25 protein-coding genes, 1 tRNA gene and 1 pseudogene are annotated in these 26,828 nt (G+C 69.7%); 22 read left to right on the top strand and 5 right to left on the bottom strand.

Translation table 11 applies throughout. From position 1 onward, the window contains the following. Positions 1 to 86: 86 nt before the first annotated feature. The 8 genes and pseudogenes from F8A92_RS01210 to F8A92_RS19310 form a co-directional block, all read left to right on the top strand. Positions 87 to 452 (top strand): hypothetical protein, encoded by a 366-nt coding sequence (locus F8A92_RS01210; protein ID WP_051518857.1) that lies wholly within the window; start codon positions 87 to 89, stop codon positions 450 to 452. Next, positions 449 to 1,918: an ATP-binding protein gene (locus tag F8A92_RS01205; protein WP_153502764.1), complete on the top strand. Its 1,470-nt coding sequence runs from the start codon at positions 449 to 451 to the stop codon at positions 1,916 to 1,918. Before F8A92_RS01210 ends, F8A92_RS01205 begins: the two co-directional genes overlap by 4 nt. A 98-nt stretch (positions 1,919 to 2,016) precedes the next feature. After that, complete coding sequence (locus F8A92_RS01200) at positions 2,017 to 2,586, top strand: hypothetical protein (protein WP_228389099.1); 570 nt, start codon at positions 2,017 to 2,019, stop codon at positions 2,584 to 2,586. Further along, positions 2,583 to 4,373 carry a TraM recognition domain-containing protein gene (locus F8A92_RS01195; protein ID WP_228389098.1) on the top strand — a complete coding sequence of 597 codons (1,791 nt, stop codon included), beginning with the start codon at positions 2,583 to 2,585 and terminating at the stop codon, positions 4,371 to 4,373. Before F8A92_RS01200 ends, F8A92_RS01195 begins: the two co-directional genes overlap by 4 nt. Positions 4,374 to 4,450: 77 nt before the next feature. After that, complete coding sequence (locus tag F8A92_RS01190) at positions 4,451 to 4,912, top strand: single-stranded DNA-binding protein (RefSeq protein ID WP_034721960.1); 462 nt, start codon at positions 4,451 to 4,453, stop codon at positions 4,910 to 4,912. 16 nt (positions 4,913 to 4,928) lie between these two features. Beyond that, entirely contained in the window at positions 4,929 to 5,543 is a 615-nt protein-coding gene (locus tag F8A92_RS01185; RefSeq protein WP_081794102.1) for a hypothetical protein, read from the top strand. Then, complete coding sequence (locus F8A92_RS01180; RefSeq protein WP_228389097.1) at positions 5,543 to 5,797, top strand: hypothetical protein; 255 nt, start codon at positions 5,543 to 5,545, stop codon at positions 5,795 to 5,797. Before F8A92_RS01185 ends, F8A92_RS01180 begins: the two co-directional genes overlap by 1 nt. A 196-nt stretch (positions 5,798 to 5,993) precedes the next feature. Next, positions 5,994 to 7,040, top strand: a pseudogene (locus tag F8A92_RS19310) (recombinase family protein); the annotation flags it as partial. Positions 7,041 to 7,653: 613 nt separating this feature from the next. Here F8A92_RS19310 and F8A92_RS01170 read toward each other — a convergent pair. After that, a tRNA-Lys gene (locus F8A92_RS01170) sits at positions 7,654 to 7,726 on the bottom strand. 146 nt (positions 7,727 to 7,872) lie between these two features. Here F8A92_RS01170 and F8A92_RS01165 point away from each other — a divergent pair. Beyond that, positions 7,873 to 8,274, top strand: coding sequence for a DUF4259 domain-containing protein (locus tag F8A92_RS01165; protein WP_194291312.1), 402 nt, complete (start codon positions 7,873 to 7,875; stop codon positions 8,272 to 8,274). 64 nt (positions 8,275 to 8,338) lie between these two features. Beyond that, positions 8,339 to 9,376 carry an LLM class flavin-dependent oxidoreductase gene (locus tag F8A92_RS01160; protein WP_153502762.1) on the top strand — a complete coding sequence of 346 codons (1,038 nt, stop codon included), beginning with the start codon at positions 8,339 to 8,341 and terminating at the stop codon, positions 9,374 to 9,376. Here F8A92_RS01160 and F8A92_RS01155 read toward each other — a convergent pair. Beyond that, positions 9,345 to 10,133: a TetR/AcrR family transcriptional regulator gene (locus F8A92_RS01155; RefSeq protein ID WP_153502761.1), complete on the bottom strand. Its 789-nt coding sequence runs from the start codon at positions 10,131 to 10,133 to the stop codon at positions 9,345 to 9,347. The genes F8A92_RS01160 and F8A92_RS01155 overlap by 32 nt on opposite strands. A gap of 353 nt (positions 10,134 to 10,486) precedes the next feature. Here F8A92_RS01155 and F8A92_RS01150 point away from each other — a divergent pair, with 353 nt between their 5' ends. Genes F8A92_RS01150 through F8A92_RS01095 form a run of 12 tightly spaced genes read left to right on the top strand, consistent with a single transcriptional unit; the run spans position 10,487 to position 24,421 of the window. Further along, positions 10,487 to 12,559, top strand: a complete 2,073-nt coding sequence (locus F8A92_RS01150) for an acetate--CoA ligase family protein (protein WP_228389093.1) — start codon at positions 10,487 to 10,489, stop codon at positions 12,557 to 12,559. A 33-nt stretch (positions 12,560 to 12,592) separates the two neighbouring features. Further along, positions 12,593 to 13,330 (top strand): enoyl-CoA hydratase-related protein, encoded by a 738-nt coding sequence (locus tag F8A92_RS01145; RefSeq protein WP_153502759.1) that lies wholly within the window; start codon positions 12,593 to 12,595, stop codon positions 13,328 to 13,330. Positions 13,331 to 13,358: 28 nt separating this feature from the next. Next, complete coding sequence (locus F8A92_RS01140; protein ID WP_194291311.1) at positions 13,359 to 14,945, top strand: ABC transporter substrate-binding protein; 1,587 nt, start codon at positions 13,359 to 13,361, stop codon at positions 14,943 to 14,945. Between the two features lie 51 nt (positions 14,946 to 14,996). Continuing rightward, positions 14,997 to 15,938 (top strand): ABC transporter permease, encoded by a 942-nt coding sequence (locus tag F8A92_RS01135; RefSeq protein ID WP_153502757.1) that lies wholly within the window; start codon positions 14,997 to 14,999, stop codon positions 15,936 to 15,938. Continuing rightward, positions 15,935 to 16,864 (top strand): ABC transporter permease, encoded by a 930-nt coding sequence (locus tag F8A92_RS01130; protein ID WP_228389092.1) that lies wholly within the window; start codon positions 15,935 to 15,937, stop codon positions 16,862 to 16,864. The genes F8A92_RS01135 and F8A92_RS01130 overlap by 4 nt, the downstream gene beginning before the upstream one ends. After that, on the top strand, positions 16,865 to 17,899 hold the full coding sequence (locus F8A92_RS01125; protein ID WP_153502756.1) for an ABC transporter ATP-binding protein: 1,035 nt from the start codon (positions 16,865 to 16,867) through the stop codon (positions 17,897 to 17,899). Beyond that, a complete protein-coding gene (locus F8A92_RS01120; protein ID WP_153502755.1) occupies positions 17,896 to 18,984 on the top strand; it encodes an ABC transporter ATP-binding protein in 1,089 nt (362 codons plus the stop codon). The genes F8A92_RS01125 and F8A92_RS01120 overlap by 4 nt, the downstream gene beginning before the upstream one ends. Then, a complete protein-coding gene (locus F8A92_RS01115) occupies positions 18,984 to 20,246 on the top strand; it encodes a CaiB/BaiF CoA transferase family protein (protein WP_153502754.1) in 1,263 nt (420 codons plus the stop codon). The genes F8A92_RS01120 and F8A92_RS01115 overlap by 1 nt, the downstream gene beginning before the upstream one ends. Positions 20,247 to 20,248: 2 nt before the next feature. Beyond that, positions 20,249 to 21,382: an acyl-CoA dehydrogenase family protein gene (locus F8A92_RS01110; protein WP_153502753.1), complete on the top strand. Its 1,134-nt coding sequence runs from the start codon at positions 20,249 to 20,251 to the stop codon at positions 21,380 to 21,382. After that, entirely contained in the window at positions 21,379 to 22,443 is a 1,065-nt protein-coding gene (locus F8A92_RS01105; RefSeq protein WP_153502752.1) for an acyl-CoA dehydrogenase family protein, read from the top strand. The genes F8A92_RS01110 and F8A92_RS01105 overlap by 4 nt, the downstream gene beginning before the upstream one ends. After that, positions 22,440 to 23,216: an enoyl-CoA hydratase/isomerase family protein gene (locus F8A92_RS01100; protein ID WP_153502751.1), complete on the top strand. Its 777-nt coding sequence runs from the start codon at positions 22,440 to 22,442 to the stop codon at positions 23,214 to 23,216. Before F8A92_RS01105 ends, F8A92_RS01100 begins: the two co-directional genes overlap by 4 nt. Next, positions 23,201 to 24,421, top strand: a complete 1,221-nt coding sequence (locus F8A92_RS01095) for an MFS transporter (RefSeq protein ID WP_153502750.1) — start codon at positions 23,201 to 23,203, stop codon at positions 24,419 to 24,421. Before F8A92_RS01100 ends, F8A92_RS01095 begins: the two co-directional genes overlap by 16 nt. Before the next feature lie 187 nt (positions 24,422 to 24,608). On the opposite strand, the gene F8A92_RS01090 is transcribed toward F8A92_RS01095, so the two are convergent. From F8A92_RS01090 to F8A92_RS01080, 3 genes are all read right to left on the bottom strand, one after another. Continuing rightward, positions 24,609 to 25,247, bottom strand: coding sequence for a hypothetical protein (locus F8A92_RS01090; protein ID WP_153502749.1), 639 nt, complete (start codon positions 25,245 to 25,247; stop codon positions 24,609 to 24,611). Between the two features lie 73 nt (positions 25,248 to 25,320). After that, complete coding sequence (locus F8A92_RS01085) at positions 25,321 to 25,794, bottom strand: hypothetical protein (RefSeq protein WP_153502748.1); 474 nt, start codon at positions 25,792 to 25,794, stop codon at positions 25,321 to 25,323. Positions 25,795 to 26,204: 410 nt separating this feature from the next. After that, the gene (locus F8A92_RS01080) at positions 26,205 to 26,762 is read right to left on the bottom strand and encodes a hypothetical protein (RefSeq protein ID WP_153502747.1); all 558 of its coding nucleotides are present in this window, start codon (positions 26,760 to 26,762) and stop codon (positions 26,205 to 26,207) included. Positions 26,763 to 26,828 lie beyond the last annotated feature (66 nt).

The following is a 26,828-nucleotide window of genomic DNA, read 5'->3' as shown; positions in this document are numbered from 1 at the left end:
GGTCACGGGGTGGCGGCGCCGCCGTGTGCGGGCCGGGGCGCACCTGACCGGCATCCCTGTCCGCCCTGCATCTCGGGAGGTCCCTGGTGCCCACGTTCTCCTATCCCGCCGCCTACGCCACCGAAGCGGCCCGGAATCTCCGCGCCCTCGCGAGCGCCGGCCAGCTCACCGAAGCGGGGGCGCATGCGATCATCGCGGACCTGCGCGATGCGACCGCGGCGATGCGGCTGGTGCTCGACCGGCTCGCCGCCGCTCACACCATCCCCAGTCACCCGACCGCGTTACGGGCCGCCGCGCTGCAGGCTGGCGATGAGCTCCATCAGGCTGGCACCACCCTGGACGAAGCCAGAGGCCGGCTGGCCGGAGCGGCTCGCGCCGCCGATGAGATGACCCGCATCGATCCCGCCGGGGCGCCTGCCGCCGGTGGCGCCACGCGGGGGTGGGGGCTGTGAGCGAGAAGGAGCGCCTGCACACCGCCGTTCTGGTCGCCCCTGCCGAGGAACGGAGGCGTCTGCGCAAACAGCGCCGCCAGGCCGCCGCACAGTTGCAGGCCGAGCAGCGCCGGCAGAAGATGGCCGCCGCGAAAGCCAAGGCCGACGCCGAGCGCGCCGAACGCAAGGCCACGCAGTATCTGCCGGCTGCCGGAGAGGCGGGGCCGGTGGCGTTGCGGACCCCGGGCCGGTTCCGGCTGCCTCGCCACCAGGACACCTCCGCGACGCTGGCGGCGCAGTATCCGTTCCTGGCCGAGGGAGGACTGGGCAGCGAAGGCGTCTTCGTCGGCCAGAACCTCTACTCCGGCGCCAGCTTCGTGTATGACCCGTGGGTGCTCTACCAGGCTGGGATCATCACCGCCCCGAACGTGGTGCTCGCCGGGATCGTGGGGTCGGGGAAGTCCTCGCTGGCCAAGAGCCTCTACACCCGGTCGCTGCCGTTCGGGCGGCGGGTGTACGTGCCGGGCGACCCGAAAGGCGAGCACACCGCCATCGCCCGCGCGGTCGGGGGCCGGGCGATCCAGCTCGGCCACGGCCTGCCCACCCGCCTCAACCCGCTCGATGAGGGCTACCGGCCGACCGGGCTCAGTGATGCGCAGTGGGCGACGACGGTCGCCTCCCGCCGTCGTGACCTGATCGGCGCGCTGACCGAGACAGTGCTGACCCGGCCGATGACCCCGCTGGAGCACACCGCGATCGACACCGCCCTGACCGCGACGGTTCGTGAGAACGAGGTGCCGATCCTGCCGATGATCGTCGACCACCTCCTCACCCCGTCGGACGACCCCGACGGGCGGCTGGCGGAGGACGGCCGGATGGTCGGGCACGCGCTGCGGCGTCTGGTCGCCGGCGACCTGTCCGGCCTGTTCGACGGCCCCAGCACCGAGCAGTTCGATCCGACGTTGCCGATGGTGTCGCTGGACCTGTCGCGGGTGACGGAGAATGCCACGCTCATCTCGGTGCTGATGACCTGCTCCAGCGCGTGGATGGAATCGGCGCTGCTGGACCCGAACGGCGGTCAGCGGTGGGTGATCTATGACGAGGCCTGGCGGCTGATGAGCGAGCCCGCGCTGCTGAAGCGCATGGACGCGCACTGGCGGCTGGCCCGCGCCTACGGGATCAGCAACATGCTCATCTTCCACAAGCTCACCGACTTGGAGAACGTCGGCGACCAGGGATCGGCGATGCGGTCGCTGGCCAACTCTTTGTTGGCGAACGCCGAGTCGCGGATCATCTACCGGCAAGAATCCGACCAGCTCGGCACCACCGCGAAGACCCTCGGCCTGACCGGCACCGAACGCTCCCTCCTGCCGACCCTCGGCACCGGGCAAGGACTGTGGCGGATCAAGGACCGCTCCTTCGTCGTGCAGCACCAGCTCCATCCCGACGAGTACGACCTGTTCGACACGACCGCCCGCATGAGCTGAAATCTCCGCAAGTTCCCCGGATTTCTGACTATTCGTCACTGTGGCTGACGGTTCGTCAGTATTCCTGAAGGTCTATCGGAAGCCCTGACGATTCGCGCGTGAACATGCGTGTCCAGCGCGAGACGGGCGGGGCGCACCTGGCGGGCATGAGAAAGAACCCCACCAGCCCCACTCCGTCCGAGTCCGCACCGGTGTCGTTGCGAACCGTCGTCCTGGACGTCCAGCCGGACGGGTCGATGACCGTCACGATCGACGGCACCCCGCACCCGCGACCTGAGAACACCGGGGTGTGGTCGCGGAAGATGTTCCCGCAGATCATCGACCAGGCCAGTGATGAGCGGGCGGTGCCGGTGCGGTTCGAGGTGCATGAGGCCGACGGCACCAGCTTCACCGACCTCATCCCGGCCGCGCCCCGCAAGCCCGTAGCCGAACCGACGCCGCAGAAGAAGGAGAAACGCAAGCCGGGCCGGCCGGTGCTGGTCGAGGTCACCGGGGACGGGTTCGTGCCCGGCGAGGACGTGGCGGTCGCGGTGATCGTCTCCCACACCGACGCCACCGGCGACGGCACCGCCCGCGCCCTCCTCGACCCGGCCCAGACCACCATCTCGGGTGGGGTGGTGTTGGTCGGGCGCATCTCCGGCACCATCGTCGTGGAGACCCTGCGATGAACATGGCGTCGCAGGGACGGCAGACCGGCAGCTTCGGCGACGAGCTGACCAACGCAGCCATGATCGGACTGGTCGCCCTGTTCGGCCTCGCGCTCATCCTGCGCGCCGCCGGCAGCATTGCCGCGTTCCTCACCGGCACCGACCAGCCGGCGGCAGGGCCGGCGGCGGGGGTCGGTGTGCTGTTCCGGCCCGGCGACCCCGCCGCCGCGCTCGACGCGGACGGGCTGCATCCGTTCGCCTACTGGACGGTCGCCGTCGTTCTGCTCGCCGCTCTCGCCGCCGCGGGCGGCTGGGTGTGGGTGCGGCTGCGCCGTCACGCCCGCAAGGTCGAGACCGACCCGCACACCACCGCCGGGATCGCCACCTCGCATGAGATCACCACCACCGCGTCAGCGCGGGCGCTGCTCAAACGCGCCGCGAACCTGCGCCCCTCCCTGGACAGCCCGACACCGGCGGACGTGGGGTACCGGCTCGGCACCAGCAAAGGCAAAGAGGTATGGGCATCAGTCGAAGACTCGATCCTGCTGATCGGGCCGCCCCGCTCCGGCAAAGGCCTGCACGTGGTGATCCCGGCGATCCTCGACGCGCCCGGCGCGGTGATCACCACCAGCACCCGACCCGACAACCTCACCGCGACCCTGCGCGCCCGCAAACGGATCGGCCCGGTGGCCGTGTTCGATCCTCAGCACTTGGCCGAGGGCGTGCCGGCAGGGATGCGCTGGTCACCCATCCGCGGCTGCGCCGACCCGCTCACGGCGATGATCCGCGCCACCGGCCTCGCCTCCGCCACCGGTTTGTCAGCGGGCGGGGTGGAGTCCGGCGGGTTCTGGGAAGGGAAGACCCGCACCGCCCTCCAAGCCCTGCTGCACGCCGCCGCCCTCGACCACCGAAGCCCGGAAGAGCTGTTCCGGTGGACTCTCGACCCCTCGGCGGCGGCCGAAGCGGTCGCGATCCTCACCAACCACCCCGACGCGGCGACCGGATGGGCGGACTCGCTGGAATCCATGATCGACGCCGACCCCCGCACACGGGACTCGATCTGGCAGGGCGTGTCCCTCGCCCTGGGCGCACTAGCCGACCCGCGGGTGCTCGATGCCGTCAGCCCCGGCCCCGGCAAGGACTTCGACCCCGAACGGTTCATCCGCGACAAAGGCACCCTCTTCCTCCTCGCCACCGGCGCCGGTGCCGGCGCATCCGCCGCACTGGTCGCCGCCCTGGTCGAAGACCTCGTGGAGACCGCCCGCCGGATCGCGGCCCGCTCACCGGGAGCCCGGCTCGACCCGCCCGTGCTGCTCGCGTTGGACGAGATAGCCAACCTCGCACCGCTGCCGTCCCTGCCGGTGCTGATGGCCGAAGGCGGCGGCACCGGCATCACCTGCGTGCCCGTCTTGCAATCCCTCGCCCAAGCCCGCGACAAGTGGAACGAGAACCAGGCGAACGCGATCTGGGACGCCTCGATCGTGAAGATCATCCTCGGCGGCGCCTCCAACAGCAAAGACCTCCAAGACCTCTCCTCGCTGATCGGCGAGCGCGACGAGTACACCGACAGCGTGACCCTCGGCGATCACGGCACCCGGCAGAACCAACGCTCCGTGCGGCGGGTGTCGATCTTCCCGCCCGACCGACTACGGACCCTGCCCTTTGGCACCGCCGTCACCCTGCTGCGCGCCGCACCACCCATCGTCACCGACCTGACCCCGTGGCCAGCCCGGCCCGACGCCGCCCAGCTGAAAACGAACCGCGGCGAGATCGAGGAACTGCTGCGCCGCCCCAACCACTCGGCGTAATGCGCAGGACGGCGGGCGTGCACCTGCCTGGCACAGCGGCCCCGTGACGAGGGGCTGCCCGAGCGCAGGAGCCAGCCATGTCCATGCACACTCAGACCTCGGCATCGGGGTTCATCGCCTCCGACCCGCAGCTGAGCCACACCTCCAAGGGTGATGCTCGGTTTTACGCCCGGTTCGGGCAGGAGCACTACCGTCGCGAGGCCGATGGGTCGTACACCCAGCTGGAGACGACCTACCACAACATGGTGATGTTCGGCCGGTCGGCGCAGCACGCGCACGAGCGGTTTGCCAAGGGCGACAAGTTCATCGCCGAGGGCTACACCCGCACTCCCGAGTACGAGCGCGACGGGGAGATGGTCGCCGGGGAAGAAGAGTTCATCGCCAAGCGGATCGGCCACGACGCGGCACGCACCCGCTACGAGGTCGACCGCACCCCGCGCCGTAACGCCGCAGAACGTCAGGCCGTCGAGCGTCAAGCGCCTGCCTTCGAGCCGCCCGAACGTCAGCAGGCCCGTTCCGCGCCGGCCATGGGCATGTGAGACGGGAGCCAGCATCATGACTGATCAGACCCCTATGGTTCCCGGTCCCAGCGAGTCTGAGCCGGAGGACTTTCCCGACGACATCGACCTGGACGACGACTACGACACCGAGGACGAGGGTGAGGAGGATGCCGGCCCGCCTGGACCGGTGAACTGGTACCTGCTGCGCGCCGACGTGCTCGAAAAGGAGTGGTACGCCCTGAACCGGTGGGTGGAGAGGCTGCGCCGCACCTACGGGCTGCCCGCCAGCGTGATCCCGCCGTTCTGGCACCGCCACGACGAACTCGTTTGGGAACTGTCAGCTCTCCATCTGCACTGGCTGTGCGCCTACCACCCCGAACAAGACGGGTCCGCCCCGTTCGGGTGGCACCGCGACTTCGCCGACGCCCGCGCCCGGCTGCGCGAATGGGTCGCTGCCTCCGGCACCCGCCTGGACCGCGACCGGCCCACTCGGCAGACCGCCTGGCCCGGCGAGGAACCGCCCGAGCCGGTCGAGGACGTGTTCGTCGCCGACCGCGACCGCGACTTCGTGGACTACGTCGCTGCACAGGTCGCCGAGCGCCGCGCCGCCGAGGACGCCTTCTACGCCGGCGCCGACGTAGATCCCGACACCGGGGAGGTGTTGGGCTGATGGGCACGTATGTGAAAAGGACGAACCGGCGCCGCTACGAGGACCGCAAGTTCTCGGTCCGGCCGGTGCATCGCGATGCCCCCGACCTGCACAAGCTCTGCGAAGTGCTGATCCGCCTGACCTTGCAGGAGAGCGGACAGTCCCGCATCGACCGTCGCGCCGCCGAACCCCCGGACACCTACCGCCCGGCAACCGTGGCCACGCCCGCAGGCGACGACGTTCCTCGCCCGGTCGAGGGCGCAACGGTAGAATGAAGCCGACAAGCCTCGCGTCGAGCGTGGCGTGTTGTGGTCCTAAACCCCACCCCGGGATCGGGGCGGGCAAGCGATACGTGGTCGACCTGTCGGCCTAGTCCTACGGACCCCACAGCGGGGTTCCTCTCACGATCAGCACCCATCAGACGGTCATCCGTCTGGGCGCGAGGTCCGATCCATCGTGAGAGAAGGACCCATGAACGCCACATCCCTGCGCATCGACCCGGTGCGCAGTCTCGTTGACCCACCCGCCAGCGGCGCCCTAGCCGTGTCCTACCTGCGCGTCTCCACCCGCGAGCAGGCCGAACGCGGAGGAGCCGACGAGGGATTCTCCATCCCTGCCCAACGCGAGGCGAACAACCGCAAGGCCGAACAGCTCGGTGCGGTCGTCGTTGAGGAGTTCGTCGACGCCGGAGCGTCTGCGAAGTCCGCCGACCGGCCCGAGCTGATGCGGATGATCCAATACGTCAAGGCCAACAAGGTCGCCTACTGCATCGTGCACAAAGTCGACCGGCTCGCCCGCAACCGCAGCGATGACGTCGCGATCCACCTCGCCCTCCAACAGGCCGGGGTCATGCTCGTCTCCGCCACCGAGAACATCGACCAGACCCCCTCGGGGATGCTGCTGCACGGCATCATGTCCTCCATCGCGGAGTTCTACTCCCGCAATCTCGCCACCGAGGTCACCAAAGGCATGACCCAGAAGGCCGCCGGCGGCGGCACGATCGGCAAGGCCCCGATCGGCTACCTCAACGTCCGCACCACCGACGAACTCGGCCGCGAAGCACGCACCGTCGAACTCGACCCCGAACGCGCCCCCATGATCCAGTGGGCATTCAAGGCCTACGCCTCAGGGAACTGGACCGTCAGCCAGCTCCACGACGAGCTCACCTCCCGCGGGCTGACCAGCGTGCCCACCCCGAAACGGCCCGGCAAGCCGCTCGCGGTGTCCTCGGTGCACCGGATGCTGATCAACCCCTATTACAAGGGCGATGTGATCTACCGCGGCACCCGCTACCAGGGCAGCCACGAACCCCTCGTGCCGCCCGAGGTCTGGTACCAGGTGCAGTCCGTGCTCACCTCCCACAAGAGCGCCGCCGAAGCCACCCAGCTCCACGACCACTACCTCAAAGGCACCGTGTTCTGCGGCGCCTGCGGCTCCCGGCTGATGGTCTCGAACGCGAAGAACCGCCACGGCAACGTCTACCCCTACTTCGTCTGCTCCGGCCGGCACTCCAAACGCACCAACTGCACCCGTGGCGCGATCCTCATCGAAGACGTCGAGCACATGATCGAGCGCTACTACGAGCGAGTGCAGATCACGCCCGCTCACCGCGAAGCACTCGGCGGGATGTTGCACCACGAGTTCGACCGGCTCATGGCCGACGAGACCGACGAGCTGAACCAGCTCACCACCAACCGTGACCGGCTCCAGCACGAACAAGAACGTCTCCTGCACGCCCACTACGCCGACGCGATCCCACTGGACCTGCTCAAACGCGAGCAAGACCGCATCCTCGGCGAGCTCCACCAAGTCAACCGCCGCATCGACGCCCACCACGGCGAGTACGCCGACGCCAGAGCCCACCTCGAAGACGCCCTCAACCTGCTCGCTAACTGCGCCGACATCTACGCACGCTGCGACGACACCAACCGCCGCCTGTGCAACCAGGCGTTCTTCACCAAGATCTACGTCGAGGAAGACGACGAACTCCGCGTCGAGTATCAGCGCCCCTATGAGATGCTGCTCGACCCCGAGGTCAGCGGCAACGCCCTCAACTGGGCCCAGGACAGCAACAAGGCCCGAACCCCTGCCAACGATTCGTCGGGCAAGGGTTCGAGCCTTGTGCGCGGGGTGGGCCCCGTGGGACTCGAACCCACAACCTACGGATTAAAAGTCCGCAGCTCTGCCAATTGAGCTAGAGGCCCGCGCCGGGCGGTCAGGTCGCCGGCGACATCCAAGTATGCCTGACGGCAACCCCGCCTCCGCCGGTCACCGGGTTTGTGCGGGCCCGGTGGCGAAAGCGGGGCGAGCCTGCAAGGATGATGCGAGCGCGACACTCCGGGAGGGGATAATGGGTGCATGGGGCACGGGCCCGTTCGAGAACGACGACGCCCTTGACCTAATCGGCGAGATCAACGACTCAGACCCAGATGCGGTAGCCGAGCTGCTGTCCGAAATCCTCAGCGTCCCCGACCCGAAGGACGACCTCGACGAGGTCGACGGCACTGAGGCGTACGCCGCGGCGGCGCTGCTCGCGGCGAAGCTGGAGCGGCTGGAGATCTCCTCGCCCGACGTCCTCGATGCCGTCTCGAAGATCCCGACGGACGTCGTGGGGGCGCTGCTTCCCGGCGCCCGCACCATGCTGACCCGGATCCTCGGCGAGAACAGCGAGTTCGCCGAGCTGTGGATCGAGTCCGGACGCCTGGAGAAGATTCGCGGCGAGATCGGCAAGATCCAGCGCGCCCTGCGCTAGCCCCGCCAGCGGGCGCTTCCTGGGCGTCGCGCCCCGACGACGCACGCTCAGCGGAAGGATGCCTATGAGGATCGCAGTGACCTACGGGTCCAGCACCGACTTCCCCGCCGTCATCGACGACGTCGTGGCCTACGAAGAGGCCGGGATCGACGCCGTCTGGCTCGGCGAGTCGTACGGGTACGACGCGATCAGCAGCCTCGGCGCGCTGGCGTACGCGACGTCGCGCATCCAGATCGGCAGCGGCATCATCCCGGTGCATACTCGCTCGGCGCCGCTCATCGCGCAGACCGCCGCCGGGCTCGATGCGCTCAGCGGTGGCCGCTTCGCGCTCGGGATCGGCACGTCCGGGCCGGCGGTCGTCGAGGGGTGGCACGGCCGGGCGTACGCCGCGCCGGTCCGCACGGTCGCCGAGACCATCCAGGTATGCCGCGCGGCGTGGGCTCGGGAGCGCGTCGCGAACGACTTCCTCGGCGTCCCCGCCGGCGACCGGCGTCCGCTGAAGATGATGGCGCGCCCGCCGCGCGCGGACATCCCGATCTTCGTCGCCGGCCTGGGGCCGCGCTCCGTGCGCAGCCTCGCCGCGCACGCCGACGGCTGGCTGACGGTGATGTTCTGGCCCGAGCGCGCGCAGTCGGTGTGGGGCGAGCAGCTGGCCGAGGGCTCCGCGCGCCGCTCGGCCGACCTCGCGCCGCTGCAGATCACCGCGCCGGTGTACGTCGCGATCGACCCGGACGACGACAGCCATGAGCTCGCGATGCGTCAGAACGCGGCGCACTACGTCTCGGTCATGGGACCGCCGCGCGACAACTTCTACTACGACCTGATGTGCCGGTACGGACTGCAGGCCGAGGCCGATGCGGTCACCGAGGCCTACCTCGCCAAGGACGTCGAGCGCGCGGCGCGGCTGGTCCCGGACGAGTTCGTCGCCGCCACCTCGCTCATCGGCAGCGCCGAGCACGTGCGGGAGCGGGTCGAGGCCTTCGCCGCAGCCGGCGTCACGATGCTGAACACCACCCTGGCCGGCGAGAGCCGGCAGGAGCGGATCGAGCAGCTCCGTCGCCTCCGGGCGATCACCGCCGAGGTGCCGCAGCCGACTTCTTGACCGGCGACTTGTCGCTCGTTGCCACCTTCGCGGCCGTCTTCCGCGCGGACGCCTTGCGGGAGGCGGCCTTCGCAGGCAGCGCGACGGCTGCGCCGCCCAGGGACTGGTAGAACTCCTCGTCCGCGGGCTCTGCGCGCAGGCCGAGCGCATTCGCCCAGAGATAGGTGAGTGTCTTGTTGGCCCGGTCGAAGTCGTAGTCGCGGCTCTCGGTCACATGCCAGGTATAGAAGGAATGCGTCGTCATGGCGACGAGCGCACTGGCCACCATGTCCGGATCGAGGTGGCTGCCGAGCGTGCCGTTCTGCTGCTGCCGCTTGACCAGCCCGAGGATCTGACGCTCGGCACGATGACGCAGCTGGATGCGCATCGCGTGCAGCTGCTCGTCGAATGTCGCGGCCTGCTCCATCAGCGCCATCAGCCGCAGGTTCTGCAGGTAGACCCGGTAGAACTGCTCGTTCCCCCGCTCGATGCGCTGGATCCTGGTCAGTGACCGGTCCGCGGTATCCGGCCGGTAGATCCCGGGCGAGAACTCGGTGACCACCGCGCGAAAGATGTCGGTCTTCGAGTCGAAGTACGTGTAGAAGGTCCCGTGCGCCACCTTCGCCTCGCCGGCGATGTCGACCACCCGGGCATTGAGGAAGCCATCGCGCTCGAACACGACCCGCGCCGCGACGATGAGACGTTCTCTCGTGCGCCGCGCCTTCGGCGTCATCGCCTCGAGCTTTTCCCTGGCCACCTCGGCAGATTCCTCGGTCATGCATCACCTTCCACGTCCCGGCTCCGCAGTGCCCCGAACCTGCCACGACATTACTGGCGCGGGAGCGGCGCCGGGCGGTGATACGCATCGCGCAGGAAGACGCAGGCACGACCAGTGCCGCCTTTGTTTGCCGAACAGTATTGACACCGACATCAGTTTCAGATGAGTATGACGTCGGTGTCAATTTTTGACGCAGATCACAACCGGCGCGACCGAAACGGGATGGCATGCCGCAAGCAGTACGTGACCTCGACGCCGGTTCGCCGGCAGCCGCCGGCGCAGAGCGGTCGGGACCGAAGTCTTCGGACGATCAGCCCATCTCCTTGTATGAATCCCTTTTCGCTCCGCGTTCGGTGGCGATCGTCGGGGCATCGGGAAAGGGCACCGGGATCACGACCCGACCGCTCCACCTGCTGCGTCAGCACGGCTTCGCGGGCGGCATCTACCCGGTCAACCCGCGCTACGACCGGATCGACGGTCTCCGTTGCTACCCCGACCTGGCGTCGATCGAGGGCGCTGTGGACGTCGTCCTCTCGCTGGTGCCGGCGCAGCACACGGCGGACGTCGTCCGGCAGGCTGCCGCGGTCGGGGCGCGCGTGGTCGTGATCTTCGCGTCCGGGTTCGCCGAGGTCGGCGACGCCGGCGCCCGAATGCAGAGCGAGCTCACCGCCATCGCGCGCGAGACCGGCGTACGGGTCATCGGGCCGAACTGCCAAGGACTCATCCACGTGCCGAGCAGCTTCTTCGGCACCTTCACCGCAGCCGCGGATCGGGAGATGCGCGGCACCAGCGGTGTGGCGTACGTCGGACAGAGCGGCGCGATCGGTGGCTCGGTCCTGGACCTGTCGGCCGAGATGGGGCTCGGCCTGACCGCGTGGGCCTCCACCGGCAACCAGGCCGACGTCGACCTCGTGGAGGTGGCGGACGCCCTCGTCGACGACGACGAGGTCCGCGTGGTGCTGATGTACGCCGAGGCCATCACCGACGGCGCCCGGTTCGTCGCCCTCGCCGAGCACGCCCGGCAGGCGGGGAAGCGTCTCGTGCTGCTGCGCTCCGGCCGCTCGGCCGCCGGCAAGCGGGCCGCGGCGTCCCACACCGGAGCGATGCTGGGCGACGACCGTCCGCTGGTCGCCGCCGCCGAGAGGTACGGCGTCATCCTGGTCGACGACGTCGACGAGATGCTCGCCGTCGGTGCCGCGCTCTCCGGTCACCAGCAGATGCGCGGCAACCGACTGGGCATCGTCACGACGTCCGGTGGAGCCGGAATCCTGCTGGCCGACCACGCCGAGCTCAACGGCGTCGAGGTGGCCACCCTGACCGACGACACCATGCGCGCGCTGACCCCGCTGGTCCCCGCCTTCGGCGCGGTCGGGAACCCGGTCGACGTGACCGCGCAGGTGCTCAGCGGCCCCAGCGGCAATGCGGACTTCGCCGAGGTCTGCCGGCTGACCGCGGAGGACCCGAACGTCGACGCTCTCGCCGTCGTGCTGACGATGGTCACCGGGGCGCGCGCCGCGGGCCTGGCCGAGACGCTCGTCGACGTGGCGCGGGCCAGCATCGACAAGCCGCTGTGGGTCGTCTGGCTGGCCAGCCGGGAGCAGACTCTCGACGCCCGCGGCGTCTTCCGGGACGCCGGTCTACCGATCTTCGCCTCCGCCGGCGATCTGGCGCGGACCGTCGCGCACGTCGCGCCCGCGCCGGTCTCCGGTGCACCCGGGTCCCCGTCGATGTCAGTCGATCCGGCGGTGCTGCAGAACCGTCCCGACCGCCTGGCGCGCGTCTTCCGTGCTCTCGGCATCGAACGCGCCACCCCGTCCCTCGCGACGTCGGGCGCCCAGGCCCGCGACCTCGCCGACCGTGTGGGCGGCCCGGTGGCGATGAAGATCAACGCGGCCAGCGTCCCGCACAAGTCCGACATCGGCGGTGTGCTGCTGAACGTCTCGCCCGACGGTGCCGAGGCGGCATTCGACGCGCTGGTCGCCGCGGCGCGCGGGCACCGGGTCGAGGACCTCGCGGGCATCGACGTCGAGCCGATGGCCCGTCCCGGGGTGGAGCTGATCGTCGGCGTGACGGCTGCCGGCGACGGGTTCCCGGCCGTCGTGAGCGTCGGGCTCGGCGGAACCACGACCGAGGTGTTCCACGACATCGCGTCGGCGTCCGCGCCGGTCGACGAGCACGAGGCGTCGATGCTTCTGCGCCGGCTCCAGGCGTGGCCGTTGCTCGACGCGTTCCGGGGTGGCCGTCGGGCGGACGTCGAGGCGGCGGCTCGGGCCGTGAGCGCGGTCAGCGCACTGGGCGACGCGGCGCGCGACCGGGTGATCGAGTTCGAGATCAACCCGTTGATCGTGCACGAGGAAGGCCACGGCGCGACTGCCGCCGACGCGCTGCTCCGCCTCGAGCCGGACGCCGACCCGCAGAGCCACTAGTTTCGCGCAACCCACTCCCCGAAAGGAAGCCGCATGGGCCAGATCGACCTGGAGAAGAAGGACGGCATCGCCGTCATCACCGTGAACTCGCCGGACGTCAAGAACGGGCTGACGCCCGAGATGGGCCAGCAGCTGCAGGACGCGTGCGAGGACATCGACGCGGACATGAGCATCGGTGCTGCCGTCGTCAAGGGCGCCGCGGGCACGTTCTGCTCGGGCGCCGACCGCCGGCGCTGGGTGCCGGGACGCGACCAGGCCGACGACGAGGTCTACAAGGAGAGCGGCGCGGTGTACGGCGGCTTCCGCCGGGTCGGCGACCTCAAGGTCCCGACCATCGCCGCTGTCCGCGGCGCAGCGGTGGGGGCGGGGATGAACCTGCTGCTGGCGACCGACATCCGCATCGTGGCCACCGACGCCCGCCTCATCTCGGGGTTCCTGAAGATCGGGCTGCATCCCGGTGGCGGCTACTTCACGATCTCGCACCGGACCGCCGGCCGCGAGGCGACGGCGGCCATGGGGCTGTTCCAGGAGGAGGTCAACGGCGCCCGCGCGGTCGAGCTGGGCCTGGCGTGGGAGGCGCTCGACGACGACCGGGTCGAGGACCGGGCCATGGAGCTCGCCGCACGACCGGCCAAGGACCCGGAGCTCTCCCGGGAAGCGACCCGGTCGTTCCGGGGCGAGACCGACAACTCGGCACTCGGCTGGGATGCAGCGCTGCAGTTCGAGCGCGCCATCCAGATGTGGTCGCAGCGCCGGCGAAACAGCCACTGACAGCCATCGATCTAGTCAAGGAGAAACCATGCGGCACAAGGGACTCACTGCAGCGCTCGCCGTTGCTTGTCTTGCGTTGACCACCGCCTGCGGAGGCGGCAGCTCGTCCTCGTCCTCCCAGGGCGCGTCCGAGCGCAAGGCGCAGACCAGCGACTGCCCACCCGTCGACAAGGCGCAGATCGACCCGACGGCGACGTTCACCTGGATCTACAGCGTCGGCAACACCAGCTTCGACCCGAACAAGATCACCACGAACAACAGCCAGATGTACCTCTACCCCATCTACGACAGCCTGGTGCACGTGGACGCCGCGGGTGAACCGAAGCCGATGCTGGCCAAGGACTGGAAGATCAGCGACGACGGCAAGTCGGTCACCATGAACCTGATCGACAACTGGACCTACCACGACGGCACCCCGTTCGACGCGGCGTCCGTCAAGGCCAACCTCGAGCGCAACAAGACGCCGGGAGGCTGGAACGAGCAGGCGTTGAGCGACGTCGCCGACATCAAGGTCGTCGACAAGGACACCGTCACCATCACGACGAACAGCGGCGCGCCGGCCCTGATCCCGGTCCTGGCGGGTTCCGCGGGGATGATGATGAGCCCGGCCGTCTTCAACGACCCCAAGCAGGCCCTGACGCCGACCGGCGGGTCCGGAGCGTTCAAGGTCACCGCCTACCAGCCGGGCTCGAAGGTGGAGTACACCGCGGTCGACAAGTACTGGGATCCGGACTCGCTGCACGTGGCGAAGATGAACTACCTCATCTCCGGTGACGACAACGCCCGGCTCAACTCGGTCATCACCGGGCAGTCCGACAGCACGTTCCTGCGCGCCAGCATGTACGACGCCGCGAAGCAGGCCAAGCAGGTCGTGTGCGAGGCACCGAGCCTGTCGAGCTACAACATCGCCTTGAACACCAAGAAGGCCGAGTTCGGCAAGAAGGAGGTCCGGCAGGCGCTGAACTACGCGATCGACCGCAAGTCGATCTCGGCCGTCACCGACGGCTTCTGCAAGCCCGGCATCCAGATGTACCCGGACTTCTACTTCGCCGCGAACGCCGACCTGGGCCCGGACAAGTACGCCTACGACCCAGGGAAGGCGACCGACCTGCTGAAGAAGGCCGGCCTCGACAAGGGCTTCGAGTTCACCCTCGAAGTCGTGAACCTGGCGCTGTACCAGCAGATCGCCGAGGTCATCCAGGCGAACCTGCAGGCGGTCAACATCAAGATGAACATCGTCCCGGTGGACATCGGCAAGCTCGCCGACGACTTCTCCGTGGCGAAGACCTCCGACGCGTCGCTGTTCGAGCAGAAGGCGGAGCAGGATCCGAGCATCCAGGTCGAGTCGTACCTGAGTCCCGACGGATTCAACAATCCCGGCGGCTGGAGCAACGACAAGATCACGGATCTGGCGAAGGAGGCGCTGTCGGGCAAGAGCAACGAGGAGCGCGGCAAGTCGTACTCGAAGCTGTTCCAGGTCGCGCACGACGAGGCCGCGCCGTTCGTCACGCTCTGCCACCTCACGACGCCGTTCGTGATGAACGACAAGACGATGGGCGTCGAGATCTACGCAGACGCCACGCGCCAGTTCCGCGGCGTGGCCAAGAAGAAGTAGCCCGACCGGTGGGGCCAGGCCAGTCCTGGCCCCACCCTTTCGGAGGTATCGGTGCTCCAGCTCATCACCCGCCGTCTGGCGGCGACCATCCCGCTGCTGATCGTCGTCAGCTTTCTGATCTTCTGCTTGATCCTGCTGACCGGAGACCCGGCGACCCAGCTCGCCGGGCAGAACCCGACGCAGGAGAAGATCGACCAGGTTCGCGAGCAGCTCGGCCTGAACGATCCGTTCTTCCATCGCTACTGGGATTGGCTGAGCTCGGCGTTCCAGGGTGATTTCGGGAAGTCCCTGTTCACCCACGAGTCGGTCATGAGCTCGATCATGAGCCGGCTGCCGGTCACCCTGTCCCTGGTCGTCGTCTCGCTGCTGATCGCGATCCTGCTGGGCGTCGCCCTGGGCCTGGTCGCGGGTCTGCATCCCGGCACCTGGATCGACCGCGCGGCGACGGTGACCGCGAGCATCGGCGTCGCCATCCCGTACTTCTGGGTCGGCATGATGCTCGTCCTCGCGTTCGCCATCGACCCGCAGATCCTTCCCGCCGTGGGCTACGTCAACCTCACCGACGACCCCGTCCAATGGTTCCTGCATCTCGTGCTTCCCGCACTGTCGCTCTCGATCGCCCCTATGGCGGTGATCGCGCGGCAGACGCGCGCCAGCGTGGCGACGGTCATGAACGAGGACTACATCCGCACCGCGAACGCCAAGGGCCTCGCCCGCACACGGGTGATCGCCAAGCACGCCCTGAAGAACGCCGCCGTGCCCGTCGTGACGGTGTTCGGCCTCGAAGCCAACCGGCTCATCGGCGGCACCGTCGTCATCGAGAACCTGTTCGTCCTTCCCGGTCTGGGCCAGCTGGCCTACCAGTCCGTCTTCCAGCGCGACTTCCCCATGGTGCAAGGGGTGCTGCTGTTCACCGCCATCATGGTGCTGCTCATCAACCTGCTGGTCGACATCTCCTACGGCTACTTCAACCCACGGATTCGGCAGTCATGAGCACACCCGAGCACACCCCAGACGCCATGGTCGCGACGTCGGCCGATCCGACCCCGATCGCTGCCGTCGAGCTGCCCAGGGCGCCGGGCACCCGGCGGTTCCTGCGCCGGTTCCTCGCCAACAAGCTCGCCGTCGCGGCCCTGGTCGTGCTGCTGCTCATCGTGCTGTCGTCGGCGTTCGCACCGCTGGTCGCGCCGTACAAGCCGGAGCAGATCGACGTGGCGAACCGGCTCGCCGGCACCACCGCCGACCACTGGCTGGGCACCGACTCGCTCGGTCGCGACACCTTCAGCCGGCTGCTGTTCGCCGGGCGCATCTCGCTGCTGGCCGCCGCTACCGCGGTCGGGATCGCCATCGTGGTCGGCGTCCCGACCGGGCTGATCGCCGGCTACTTCGGCGGCCGGACCGACTGGGCGATGAGCCGGATCGCCGACATCCTGATGACGTTCCCCGCCGTCCTGCTGGCGATGGCGATCATCGCCGCCCGCGGCCCGGGGCTCAGCACGGCCATGGTCGCCCTCGGCGTGGTGTACTCGCCGCGCCTGTTCCGGGTGGTGCGCAGCTCCGCCCTCGCGGTGCGCGCGGAGACCTACGTCGAGGCGTCGATCAGCATCGGCTCCAGCGCCTTCCGGATCATCCGCACCAGGATCCTGCCCAACATCCTCTCCCCCCTCCTGGTGCAGATCTCGCTGTTGCTCGCGGCGGCGCTGCTCGCGGAGGCGGCGCTCAGCCTGCTCGGTCTCGGCGTCATTCCGCCGACTCCCAGCTGGGGCAACATGCTGGGCCGCGGCTTCGAGGACATCCGCAAGGCACCGCTGCTCGTCGTCTACCCCGGCGTCGCGATCGCGCTCGCCACCATCTCCTTCAACCTGATCGGCGACGGGCTGCGCGACAGCTTCGGCCGCGAGACCCGGAAGGGCGACTAGATGACGAACCCCGCCGCAGAGACCGTCGACCTCCCGCGAGCTGCCGGCAAGCCGTTGCTGCGCATGGACGAGCTCCAGATCGACTTCGCCACCGATCATGGCTGGGCGAACGTCGTCGACCGGGTCTCCTTCGACGTGGCCCCCGGCGAGATCGTCGGCCTGGTCGGCGAGTCGGGATCCGGCAAGACGGTCACCAGCCTCTCCATCCTCGGCCTCATCCCCACTCCGCCGGGCCGGATCTCCGGCGGCCACATCTGGTACGGCGACGAGGACCTCACCTCGATCTCCGAGCAGCGGATGCGCGACATCCGGGGCAACGAGATCTCGATGATCTTCCAGGAGCCGATGACGAGCCTGAACCCGGCGTTCACCATCGGCGACCAGATCGGTGAGGCGTGGCGGGTGCACCGTGGCGGCAAGCGGGCGGCCGCAACCCGGCGGGCGGCCGAGATGCTCGACCTGGTGGGGATCCCCAACGCGGCGCGCCGGGTGAACGACTACCCGCACGAGTTCTCCGGCGGCATGCGCCAGCGGGCGATGATCGCGATGGCGCTGGTCTGCGAGCCCAAGCTGCTCATCGCCGACGAGCCCACCACGGCACTGGACGTGACGGTGCAGGCGCAGATCCTGGAGCTCCTCCGGCGGATGCGGGACGAGACCGGGACGAGCATCGTGTTCATCACCCACGATCTCGGCGTCGTCGCGGAGCTCTGCGACAAGGTCGTGGTGATGTATGCAGGGCAGGTCGTCGAGACCGCCGTGGGACGTGACCTTTTCGTCCAGCCGAAGCACCCGTACGCCGAGGGCCTGCTGACCGCGATGCCGCAGCTCGGCCCCCGCGGACAGCGTCTCGCCTCGATCCCCGGCCGCACGCCCGAGCCGTGGGCGATGCCGGACGGCTGCCGCTTCCACCCGCGGTGCCCGTACGCCGAGGAGATCTGCACCTCGGGCGTGATCGACCTGCGCAGCGTCGGCGAGGGCCGCACCGCACGGTGCGTGCGCACCGACGAGCTCGACCTGGAAGGGGCGAAATGACCGAGCACAGCGCAACCCTCGAGGCCGCCGGAGCACCCCAGCAGGACGGCTCCGCGCTCATCGACGTCCGCGACCTCAACGTGACGTTCACCAAGAAGTCGCTGCTGCAACCCGCGCGCGTCGTGCGCGCGGTGAACGACGTGTCGTTCCAGATCCCCGAAGGGAAGACCCTCGGTCTCGTCGGGGAATCGGGCTCCGGCAAGTCCACCACCGGTCGCGCTCTGCTGCGGCTGGTGCCCATCGAGAGCGGCACCGCTCGGGTGGCCGGCGCGGACATTGCCCGCCTGTCGGGAAAGGCGCTGCGCGCCGCCCGCCGCGACATGCAGATGATCTTCCAGGATCCGTACTCGTCCCTCGACCCGTCAGCGACCGTCGGCGCGTCGATCGCCGAACCGATGGTGGTGCACGACGGCGTCAGCGGGCGGCAGGCCGCCAACCGCACCGCCGAGCTGCTCGACCTGGTCGGCCTGCGCCCGAGCCATGCCACCCGCTACCCGTACGAGTTCTCCGGCGGCCAGCGCCAGCGCATCGCCATCGCGCGAGCCCTGGCGCTGAATCCGAAGTTCATCGTCTGTGACGAGGCCGTCTCGGCGCTGGACGTGTCGACCCAGAACCAGGTGATCAACCTGCTCGAGGACCTTCGCGAGCAGTTCGGGCTCACCTTCCTGTTCATCGCGCACGATCTCGCGGTCGTGCGGCACATCTCCCATGAGGTGGCGGTCATGTATCTGGGCCACATCGTCGAGATCGGACCTGCGGAGCGGATCTACAACACGCCGGCTCACCCCTACACCCAGGCCCTGCTCTCGGCGATCCCCGACGCCAGCCCCTACCGCGAGCGCCGCGAGCGGATCCTGCTCACCGGCGACCTGCCCGACCCGGCCAATCCCCCGACGGGCTGCCCGTTCCAGACGCGGTGCGCCTACGTGATAGACGTCTGCCGTTCGGAGATGCCGCCGATGACTCCGGTGACGTCCGGGGGCACGGTCGCCTGCCACCTGCAGTCGCACGGCCCCGCCCTGTCCGGGGACCCGCTCGGGTCACCCGGCGAGCTGCTCGCCGCGCGCGACGCAGAGGCCGTGTGATGGCGGGGCCACTGTCGGGCATCACCGTCGTCGAGTTCGGGCAGTTCGTCGTCGTGCCGTTCTGCAGCATGCTGATGGCCGACGCGGGCGCCCGCGTGATCAAGGTGGAGCCGCCGGCCGGCGATGCGTACCGATCACGCGAGGACGGCCTGCCGCGCGAGTTCAGCCGGCAGTTCGTGATCAAGAACCGCGGCAAGGAGAGCATCGCCCTCGATCTGGCGCATCCGCAGGCGCGCCCGGTCATCGAGCGTCTCGTGCAGCAGGCGGACGTCGTCCTGGTCAACCTCAGCCCCTCCGCGACCAGTCGCCGCGGTCTCGACTACGAATCGGTACACCGCCTCAACCCGCGGGCCGTGTACGGCGTCGTGTCGGCGTACGGGCACACCGGGCCGGACGCCGACCTGCCCGGTATGGATGTCGTGGTGCAGGCCCGGTCCGGGCTGCTGAGCTCGCTCGGGGCCCAGCAGGACGGCGTCCCGCTGCACAGCGAGGTGCAGGCCTCGGACTACTCCTCGGCGCTGCTGCTCTTCGGCGCCGTCTGCGCGGCGCTGTACGCGCGCACCGTGACCGGACGCGGGCAGCAGGTGGCGGCGTCCCTGCTCGGCGGTGCACTCGCGCTGCAGAACAACTCGATCGCCCACGTGCATGAGAAGGACGGCTGGCGCGAGGACTTCGTCCGCGACGACCTGCCACGGCTGCGCACCGCGGGCGCCGGCCGCGACGAGATCGAGGACCTCCGCGCGGCGCGCCGACCGGACCCGTCGCACCACACGGCCCACTACCGCGCCTTCCGCAGCCGCGACGGGTTCGTCGCCGTCGGCGCGGGCAGCCCGGCGGCCCGCAACCGGCTTGCCGTCACCCTGGGTATCGACCCGGCGCAGGCGGACACCGACCCGGACGGCTTCGGCAGGTCGGTCGCGACCGCGATGATGGCGCGCGACACCGACGAGTGGATCGCCGTGCTGCGGGCGAACGCCGTGCCGGTGGCACCGGTGCGGCACCTCGAGGAGCTGATGTTCGACGAGCACGCGCTGGCCGAGGGGCTGGTACGCGACTACGACCACCCGGTCATCGGGCGCTACCGGGCGCTCGGGCAGACCTTCCAGATGAGCGACACACCGCTCGAGCCGAGCAGGGCGGCCCCGGGCCTGTCCGAGCAGGCGCCGCAGATCCTCGCCGAGCTCGGTTTCGACGACGACGAGATTCGTGCGATGTACGACGCAGCCGCCGTACTCGCGCCCCCTACAACAGAGAAGGAGTGAGCATGCAGTTCGCCCCGACCCCGCTCAGCCCGGCCGAGCTGGAGCTGCGCGACGACGTGCGGGAGTTCCTCGCCGCGGAGCTGCCCGACGACCACGTGCCCGGCCTCGGCATGGCCGCCGGCCACGACCCCGTGTTCTCCAAGAAGCTGGCCGCCAAGGGGTGGCTCGGCATGGCGATCCCGAAGAAGTACGGCGGTCACGAGCGCACCGCCGTGGACAGGTTCATCGTCACCGAGGAGCTGCTCGCCGTGGGCGCTCCGCTCGGCGCGCACTTCGTCGCCGATCGCCAGTCCGCCCCGACCATCCTGAAGTTCGGCACCGAGGAGCAGCGCGAGCGCTTCATCCCGCGCATCGTCGCCGGCGAGCTGTGGTTCTCGCTCGGGATGAGCGAACCGGACTCCGGGTCGGACCTGTCGTCGGTGCGCACGACCGCGACCAAGGTCGAGGGCGGCTGGCTGCTCAACGGGACGAAGGTGTGGACCAGCGGCGCACACCTCAACCACTACTTCGCGGTGCTCTGCCGCACCTCCCCGCGCGGCGAGGACCGGCATCAGGGCCTCAGCCAGCTGCTCGTGGACCTGCACGACGAGAACGTCGAGATCCGCCCGATCCCGTTCCTCGACGGCAGCCACCACTTCAACGAGGTGCATCTCGCGGACGTCTTCGTACCGGATGAGATGGTGCTGGGCGAGGTCGGTTCGGGGTGGATGCAGGTCACCTCCGAGCTGGCGTACGAGCGATCCGGGCCGGACCGGTTCCTGAGCTCCTTCGGGCTGCTCAAGCACTTCATCGGCGAGTACGGCGACCAGCTTTCCGCACGGCAGCGGCAGATCGTCGGCGGCCTCACCGCCCGGTTCTGGACCATCCGGCAGATGTCGCTGGCGGTCGCGCGCATCATCGACCAGGGCGGCGCTCCGGCGATCGAGGCTGCGCTGGTGAAGGACGTCGGAACGAAGTTCGAGCAGTCCGTCGTGGCGCTCATCCGGGAGGCCGTGCAGCGGGAGATCGACCCCGACAGCACCTCCACCCTGCAGCACCTTCTCGCCGGCGCCGTGCTCTCGGGTCCGGCGTTCACCATCCGCGGCGGGACCACCGAGGTCCTCCGCTCCGTTGCCTCGAAAGGACTGCGCGCATGAGCACCGACACCTCCGAGATCCGCGCGGCGCTGCGCGGCATGCTGGCCGACGTGTGCGGCCAGGACGCGGTCGTTGCGGCCGAGCCGCTGGGCTGGAACGAGCAGGTCTGGCAAACCCTCGACGAGGCCGGGTTCACGCTGATCGGCGTGGCCGAGGACGCCGGTGGATCGGGCGGGACGCTGACCGACGGAGCCGTGGTGCTGCAGGAGCTCGGCCGCGCCAGCGCATCTGTGCCGTACGCCGAGCACGCGCTGATCGCCGGCTGGCTGCTCACCGAGTCCGGTCGCGACCTCGGCGAGGGCGTCCGCACTGCGGCGGTGCTGACCGGCCGCGACGAGCTCTCGATCGACAACGGAGCCGTCTCGGGCACGGTCGCGCGGGTCCCGTGGGCACGGGCCGCCGACCGGATCGTGCTCGTCGCGCCGTCCGGCGACGGCGCCCAGGTCGCGGTCGTCGACCGGTCGAGCGTGGAGATCCGCCCCGGCCGCAACCTCGCCGACGAGGCTCGAGACACCATCCGGCTCGACCGTGCCGCGGGCGAGACCTGGACGATCGATGCCGGCGCGCTGCGCGAGGCGCGGCTGCGGCTGGCGTTCGCGCGGGCCGCGCTGATCTCCGGCGCGCTCGAGCGCGTCCAGGAGATCAGCGTGCGCTACACCGGGGAACGCGAGCAGTTCGGCCGCCCCGTCGCTCGTTTTCAGGCGGTACAGCGGCACCTGGTGAAGATCGCCGAGCAGACCCACCTCGCGCGGATGGCCGTCGACGCGGCGGCGTACGGCGACCGCACCACGCTCGACGAGTTCGCCGTGTCGGCCGCGAAGATCATCGCGAGCGAGTCGGCTTCGGCGGCCACGGCGCACGCCCACCAGGCGCACGGCGCGATCGGCATGACCAAGGAGTACGAGCTCGGCCAGCTGAGCCGGCGGCTGTGGTCGTGGCGGGACGAGGGCGGCAGCGAGACGGCGTGGGGCGAGTCGCTCGGCGAGGCGATCGCGGAGGCCGGAGCGGACGCGCTGTGGCCGCGGATCTCCGACGGCGTCCACGAGGCGGCAACGTCGTGAGCGGCGTCGACGTCGACGTCAGCGAGCGCATCGCCACCGTCACCCTGAACCGGCCGGACCGGCTGAACGCGCTCAGCAAGGAGGTCATGGCAACCCTCATCGACGTCTTCGACGGCTTCAACTTCGACGACGACGTGTGGTGCGTCGTGTTCACCGGGGCCGGTGATCGCGCGTTCAGCGCGGGCGTCGACCTGAACGAGGTAGGGGACGGCGACAAGAACCAGGCCCGGTTCACGATGCCGAACTCCGGCTCGGCGCGCAACCCCTTCGAGACCGTCCTCGAGTGCCGCAAGCCGGTGATCGCGGCGCTGAACGGCGTGGCCGTCGGCGGCGGCCTGGAGATGGCGCTGGCCTGCGACATCCGGCTGGCGGCCGACCACGCCCGGCTGGGGCTGCCGGAGGCCAAGCGCGGCATGGGCGCCAACTTCGGCTCCCAGGTGCTCCCGCGGGTGATCCCGCGCGGGCTGGCGTACCAGATGCTGTACACCGGCGAGCTGATCGATGCCGCCACGGCGAAGCAGTGGGGGCTGGTCAACGAGGTGCATCCCGCGGCCGATCTCGCCGGCCGGGCCCGCGCGCTCGCCCACTCGATCGCCGGCAACGCGCCACTGACGGTGCGCCGCTACAAGGAGGGCATCACCAAGGGCGCCGACCTGCCGCTCAGCGCGGCACTCCGGCTCAACGTCGGGCCGAACCCGTACCTCAGCGAGGACCGGAAGGAGGGCGTCGCGGCCTTCGTGGAGAAGCGGACACCGAAGTGGCAGGCCCGCTGAGGCTGAGCCGAATCGCCCGCTCGCCGCTGCTCACTCCCGCGCTGGACGCCATCGCGGTCAGCGCCGTCAGCGTCGTCCCGCTGAACCTCGTGGCGGCGCTGAGCGTCCAGATCGCCGCGGAGCTCCACTTCACCGCGGGGGCGCTGGGTGCGGCGTCGGCCGCGTTCTTCGGCTCGCAGGCGGTCTGCTCACCGTTCGTGGGCCGGCTGGTCGACGCGGTCGGCGCGCGCCCGGCGATGCGGCTCACGTCGCTTCTGGTGGCCCTCAACCTGGCCGTCAGCGGCGCCTTCACGGCGAGCCTCGGCACGCTGATGATCAGCCTGATGGTCGCCGGCGCGGTCAACGCCCTCGCCCAGCCGGCGACCAATCAGTTCGTCGCCGAACGCATCCCGTTCCGGCGGCAGGGGTCGGCGTACGGCGCGAAGCAGTCGGCGATCCCGGTCGCGTCGCTCGCCGCCGGCCTCGCCGTCCCCGCCCTCGGCCTGACGATCGGCTGGCGGTGGACCTTCGTCGTGTTCGCCGTCGTCGCCGGCTGCCTGGCGCTGCGCTCCCCCGGTGGACGCCGCTCGATGGGCGCCGCACCCATCCCGGCCGCGCGACCCACCACGCTGACGCGACGCAGCCTCGTCGTCCTGAGCGTCTCGTCCGGGCTGGCTGCGGCCTGCGGCAGCTCGCTGGGTGTCTTCCTCGTGCAGGGAGCGGTCGCCGACGGGTGGACCGAGGGCGGTGCCGGTCTCCTGCTCGCGACGGCGAGCATCTTCGGCGTGATCGGCCGGTTCGTGGCCGGCGTCCGCGCCGACCACCGGGACGGCCGGCACCTACGGGTGGTCTCGCTGATGATGGCCGGCGGCGCGATCGGCACCGCGTTGATGGCGACCGGCGTCCCCGCGGCGTTCGTCGTCGGAGCGGTCGTGGCGTACGGCGTGGGCTGGGGCTGGCCCGGCCTGTTCATCTTCGCGGTCGTCCGGCTGAACTCCTCCCGGCCGGCCGCGGCCACGGCTTTCACCCAGGGCGGGACGGCGATCGGCGCGGTCGCCGGTCCGGTCTGCTTCGGGCTCTGGGTCGACACGCACAGCTTCGCGACGGCGTGGGCCGGGGTCGCGTGCGTGCTGCTGATCGCGGGAGCGGTGGGCTGGCTCGCGCGACGGATGATCATCGCCGAGGATCCCTTCGGCGACGCCGTCCCGTTCGCGCAGCCGACCTAGGCGCGCCGACGTCTTCGTGACCGCGCCGGCCGAAGCGCGCTCGATCCCTCCCCCGCGCCACCGTGCGGCTGCCGGCTTTCCTTGTATTCCCCCGATGCAGCGATCCTGCTGCATTCGGGGAAACTACCGCCGATCGCGGGCGGCGCTGACGCTACGGTTCGCGGCGCCCGTTGCCGAGTGATCGGTACTAGCAGCCGTTGGGCTGCACGCCGGACGATGTGATCCTCCAGCGTCCGTCGCCGCCGAGGTTCAGCTGCGAGTCGATGCGCATGCCAGGCGAGCCATGGGATACCAGCTCGCCGGTGGACACCTTGCTCATCGTCTCGGTGGTCGCGTCTCGGCACTCGTAGACCGTCGCCGTGCCGGCGGTGACGGACACCTGGATCGCCCCGAACGTCACCTGGCCCGATGGCCGGGTGCCGTCAGCGGCGAACTGCGCGAAGACCGCGACCCAGTTGTCGATGACGTGCTTCTCGGCGTACGGCGCGAAGGCGGTCCGCACCTGTTGCGCCGACGGCGTGCCGAGGGTGTAGATCGTCTCGTAGTAGTGCTTGTACGCCGCGAGCGCGGCTTGATCGGCCGGCGGGATCGTCGGTGGCGCCGAGGAGGGCGGCGGGATTGTCGGTGGCGCCGAGGGGGCTGCCGAACTCGAGGAAGCCGGGCCCGCACCGGAGGCGCCGGAGCTGCCGGAGGCACTGTGGTTGCTCGGATCCTCGGCCGGCTCACGTGCGGGGTCTGCCACTGACTCGGCGGCGGACAGCCCGCTCGGCTGGGTGACGTCGCCACCGCTGCACGCGGACGTCGCGGCGGCCGCGCAGGCGAGCATTGACCCGACGAGCCACCGCACGTGCCAGCCGCGGGGCGTCGGGGCTTGGTTGCGCTGCAATACCGCGCAGCGATCAGTCGTGGTCGGCATCGATGAGCTCGGGCTTCGCGGTGAGCACCGCGAGCGGATAGCCGGCAGGTGCGCTCGTCAGGTCGGGCAGCGTGCCGCTGACCGTCTGCGCTCCGTCGAACCCGACCCAGCTGACCGAGTACCGCGCCTGCACGGTGACCGGCCACGACGAGCCATCGGTCTCTTGGCGGAACTGCAGCGAGCACGTCGGCGACGCCTTGTCCATCGGCGTCCCCGGCGGAATCGGCGTTCCCGGCCCCGCGCAGGAGTAGTCGGGAGTGACACCGCCGTCGTTGGGATGAACGACGATCGTGGTCGGCGAGATGGTCGCCTGAATCCACACCGGGCCGGCCTCGACTCGCGGCGTGAGACTGTTCCAGCTCGTCGCCCAGAGCCACGTCTCGGCGTTCTTGAGCGTGGCGCGCCGGCCGTCAGCCAGCAGGTAGAACGGGTCCATGCTGACTGCGGGAGTCACCACCTGCACAGACGTCCTCGCTTGCTGCGCGAGCTGCAGCGGTGACGGCGGAGGCGGCGGTGCGGGACCGGGGGCGAGACCGGCCGCGGGGTCTTGCGGCTGCGCCGCCGGACCTCGGAGGCAGTTGTACAGCGACTGGCGCGTCTCGCACGAGCCGGCCTCACTCGCCGTAGCCGCCGCCGGCGCCGGAGTGCCCTGCGGAGCCGCCGGCGAGGGCGGAGCGGGCGGCGGTGCCGGCTTCCCGTCGGCCGCCGAGCTTGGCCCGCTTCCCGTAGCGTCGACATTGCCCATGATCGTCACCGTCGGCTCATCGGTTTGGATCTGAATATCGTCGGCCCTTGAGCCTGGGCCAGACACAATTAGAAGCCCTACGACGATCACGCACACAGCGATCGGTAATCGCCGTTGCCCAACTAACACGCCGACTCCGTCGCAACGGCCTTCACAACGAGCCAAGATCCCGACTCCTTTGTCAGCCGTCCGTCGATGAGCGTGCCCGGCCCGCCCCTGGTTAGGGTCGTTCCATCAGTCGTGGAGACAACGAGTTCCGAGGAACTGTCTCGGCATTCCTTTGTCGTCGCTTGAGCGCCCTTAACAACCACCTCGAGAGGACCAAAGTGAATTTCGCCGGCCGGCCGCTTCCCCGCTGCAGCTAATGACTTGAATACCTCGACCCAGTTATCGACCACAGGTTTCGTCGCGTAGATGTCGAAGGCCGCACGAACCTCGACCTCGGTCGGTGTCGCGAGTGTGTAGATCGCGTTGTAGTAGCCCTTGTACTGGGCGATGACGGCTTGTTCTTCGGATGACGAGGCGGCGGAGCTCGACTCCGCCGCGGAGGTCGTCGCCTGGCTGGAGGACGGCTCGTCGCTGAGAGTGGAGGGCTTGTCCGACTGGTCGGTGCAGGCGGCGAGGCTCAGCGCGAGGACGCCCGCGACGCCTGCACCCGCAAACCTCGTCAGTCGGATCATCGTCGAACCTCATTGCCGCTCGCTCGTGGCCACAGAATAACCAGGTCACGTGAAGCGACACCAGGT

It is taken from the genome of Cumulibacter manganitolerans, assembly GCF_009602465.1.
GTDB classification, from domain to species: Bacteria; Actinomycetota; Actinomycetes; order Mycobacteriales; family Antricoccaceae; genus Cumulibacter; species Cumulibacter manganitolerans.
This window is presented reverse-complemented; position numbering and strand designations above follow the sequence as displayed.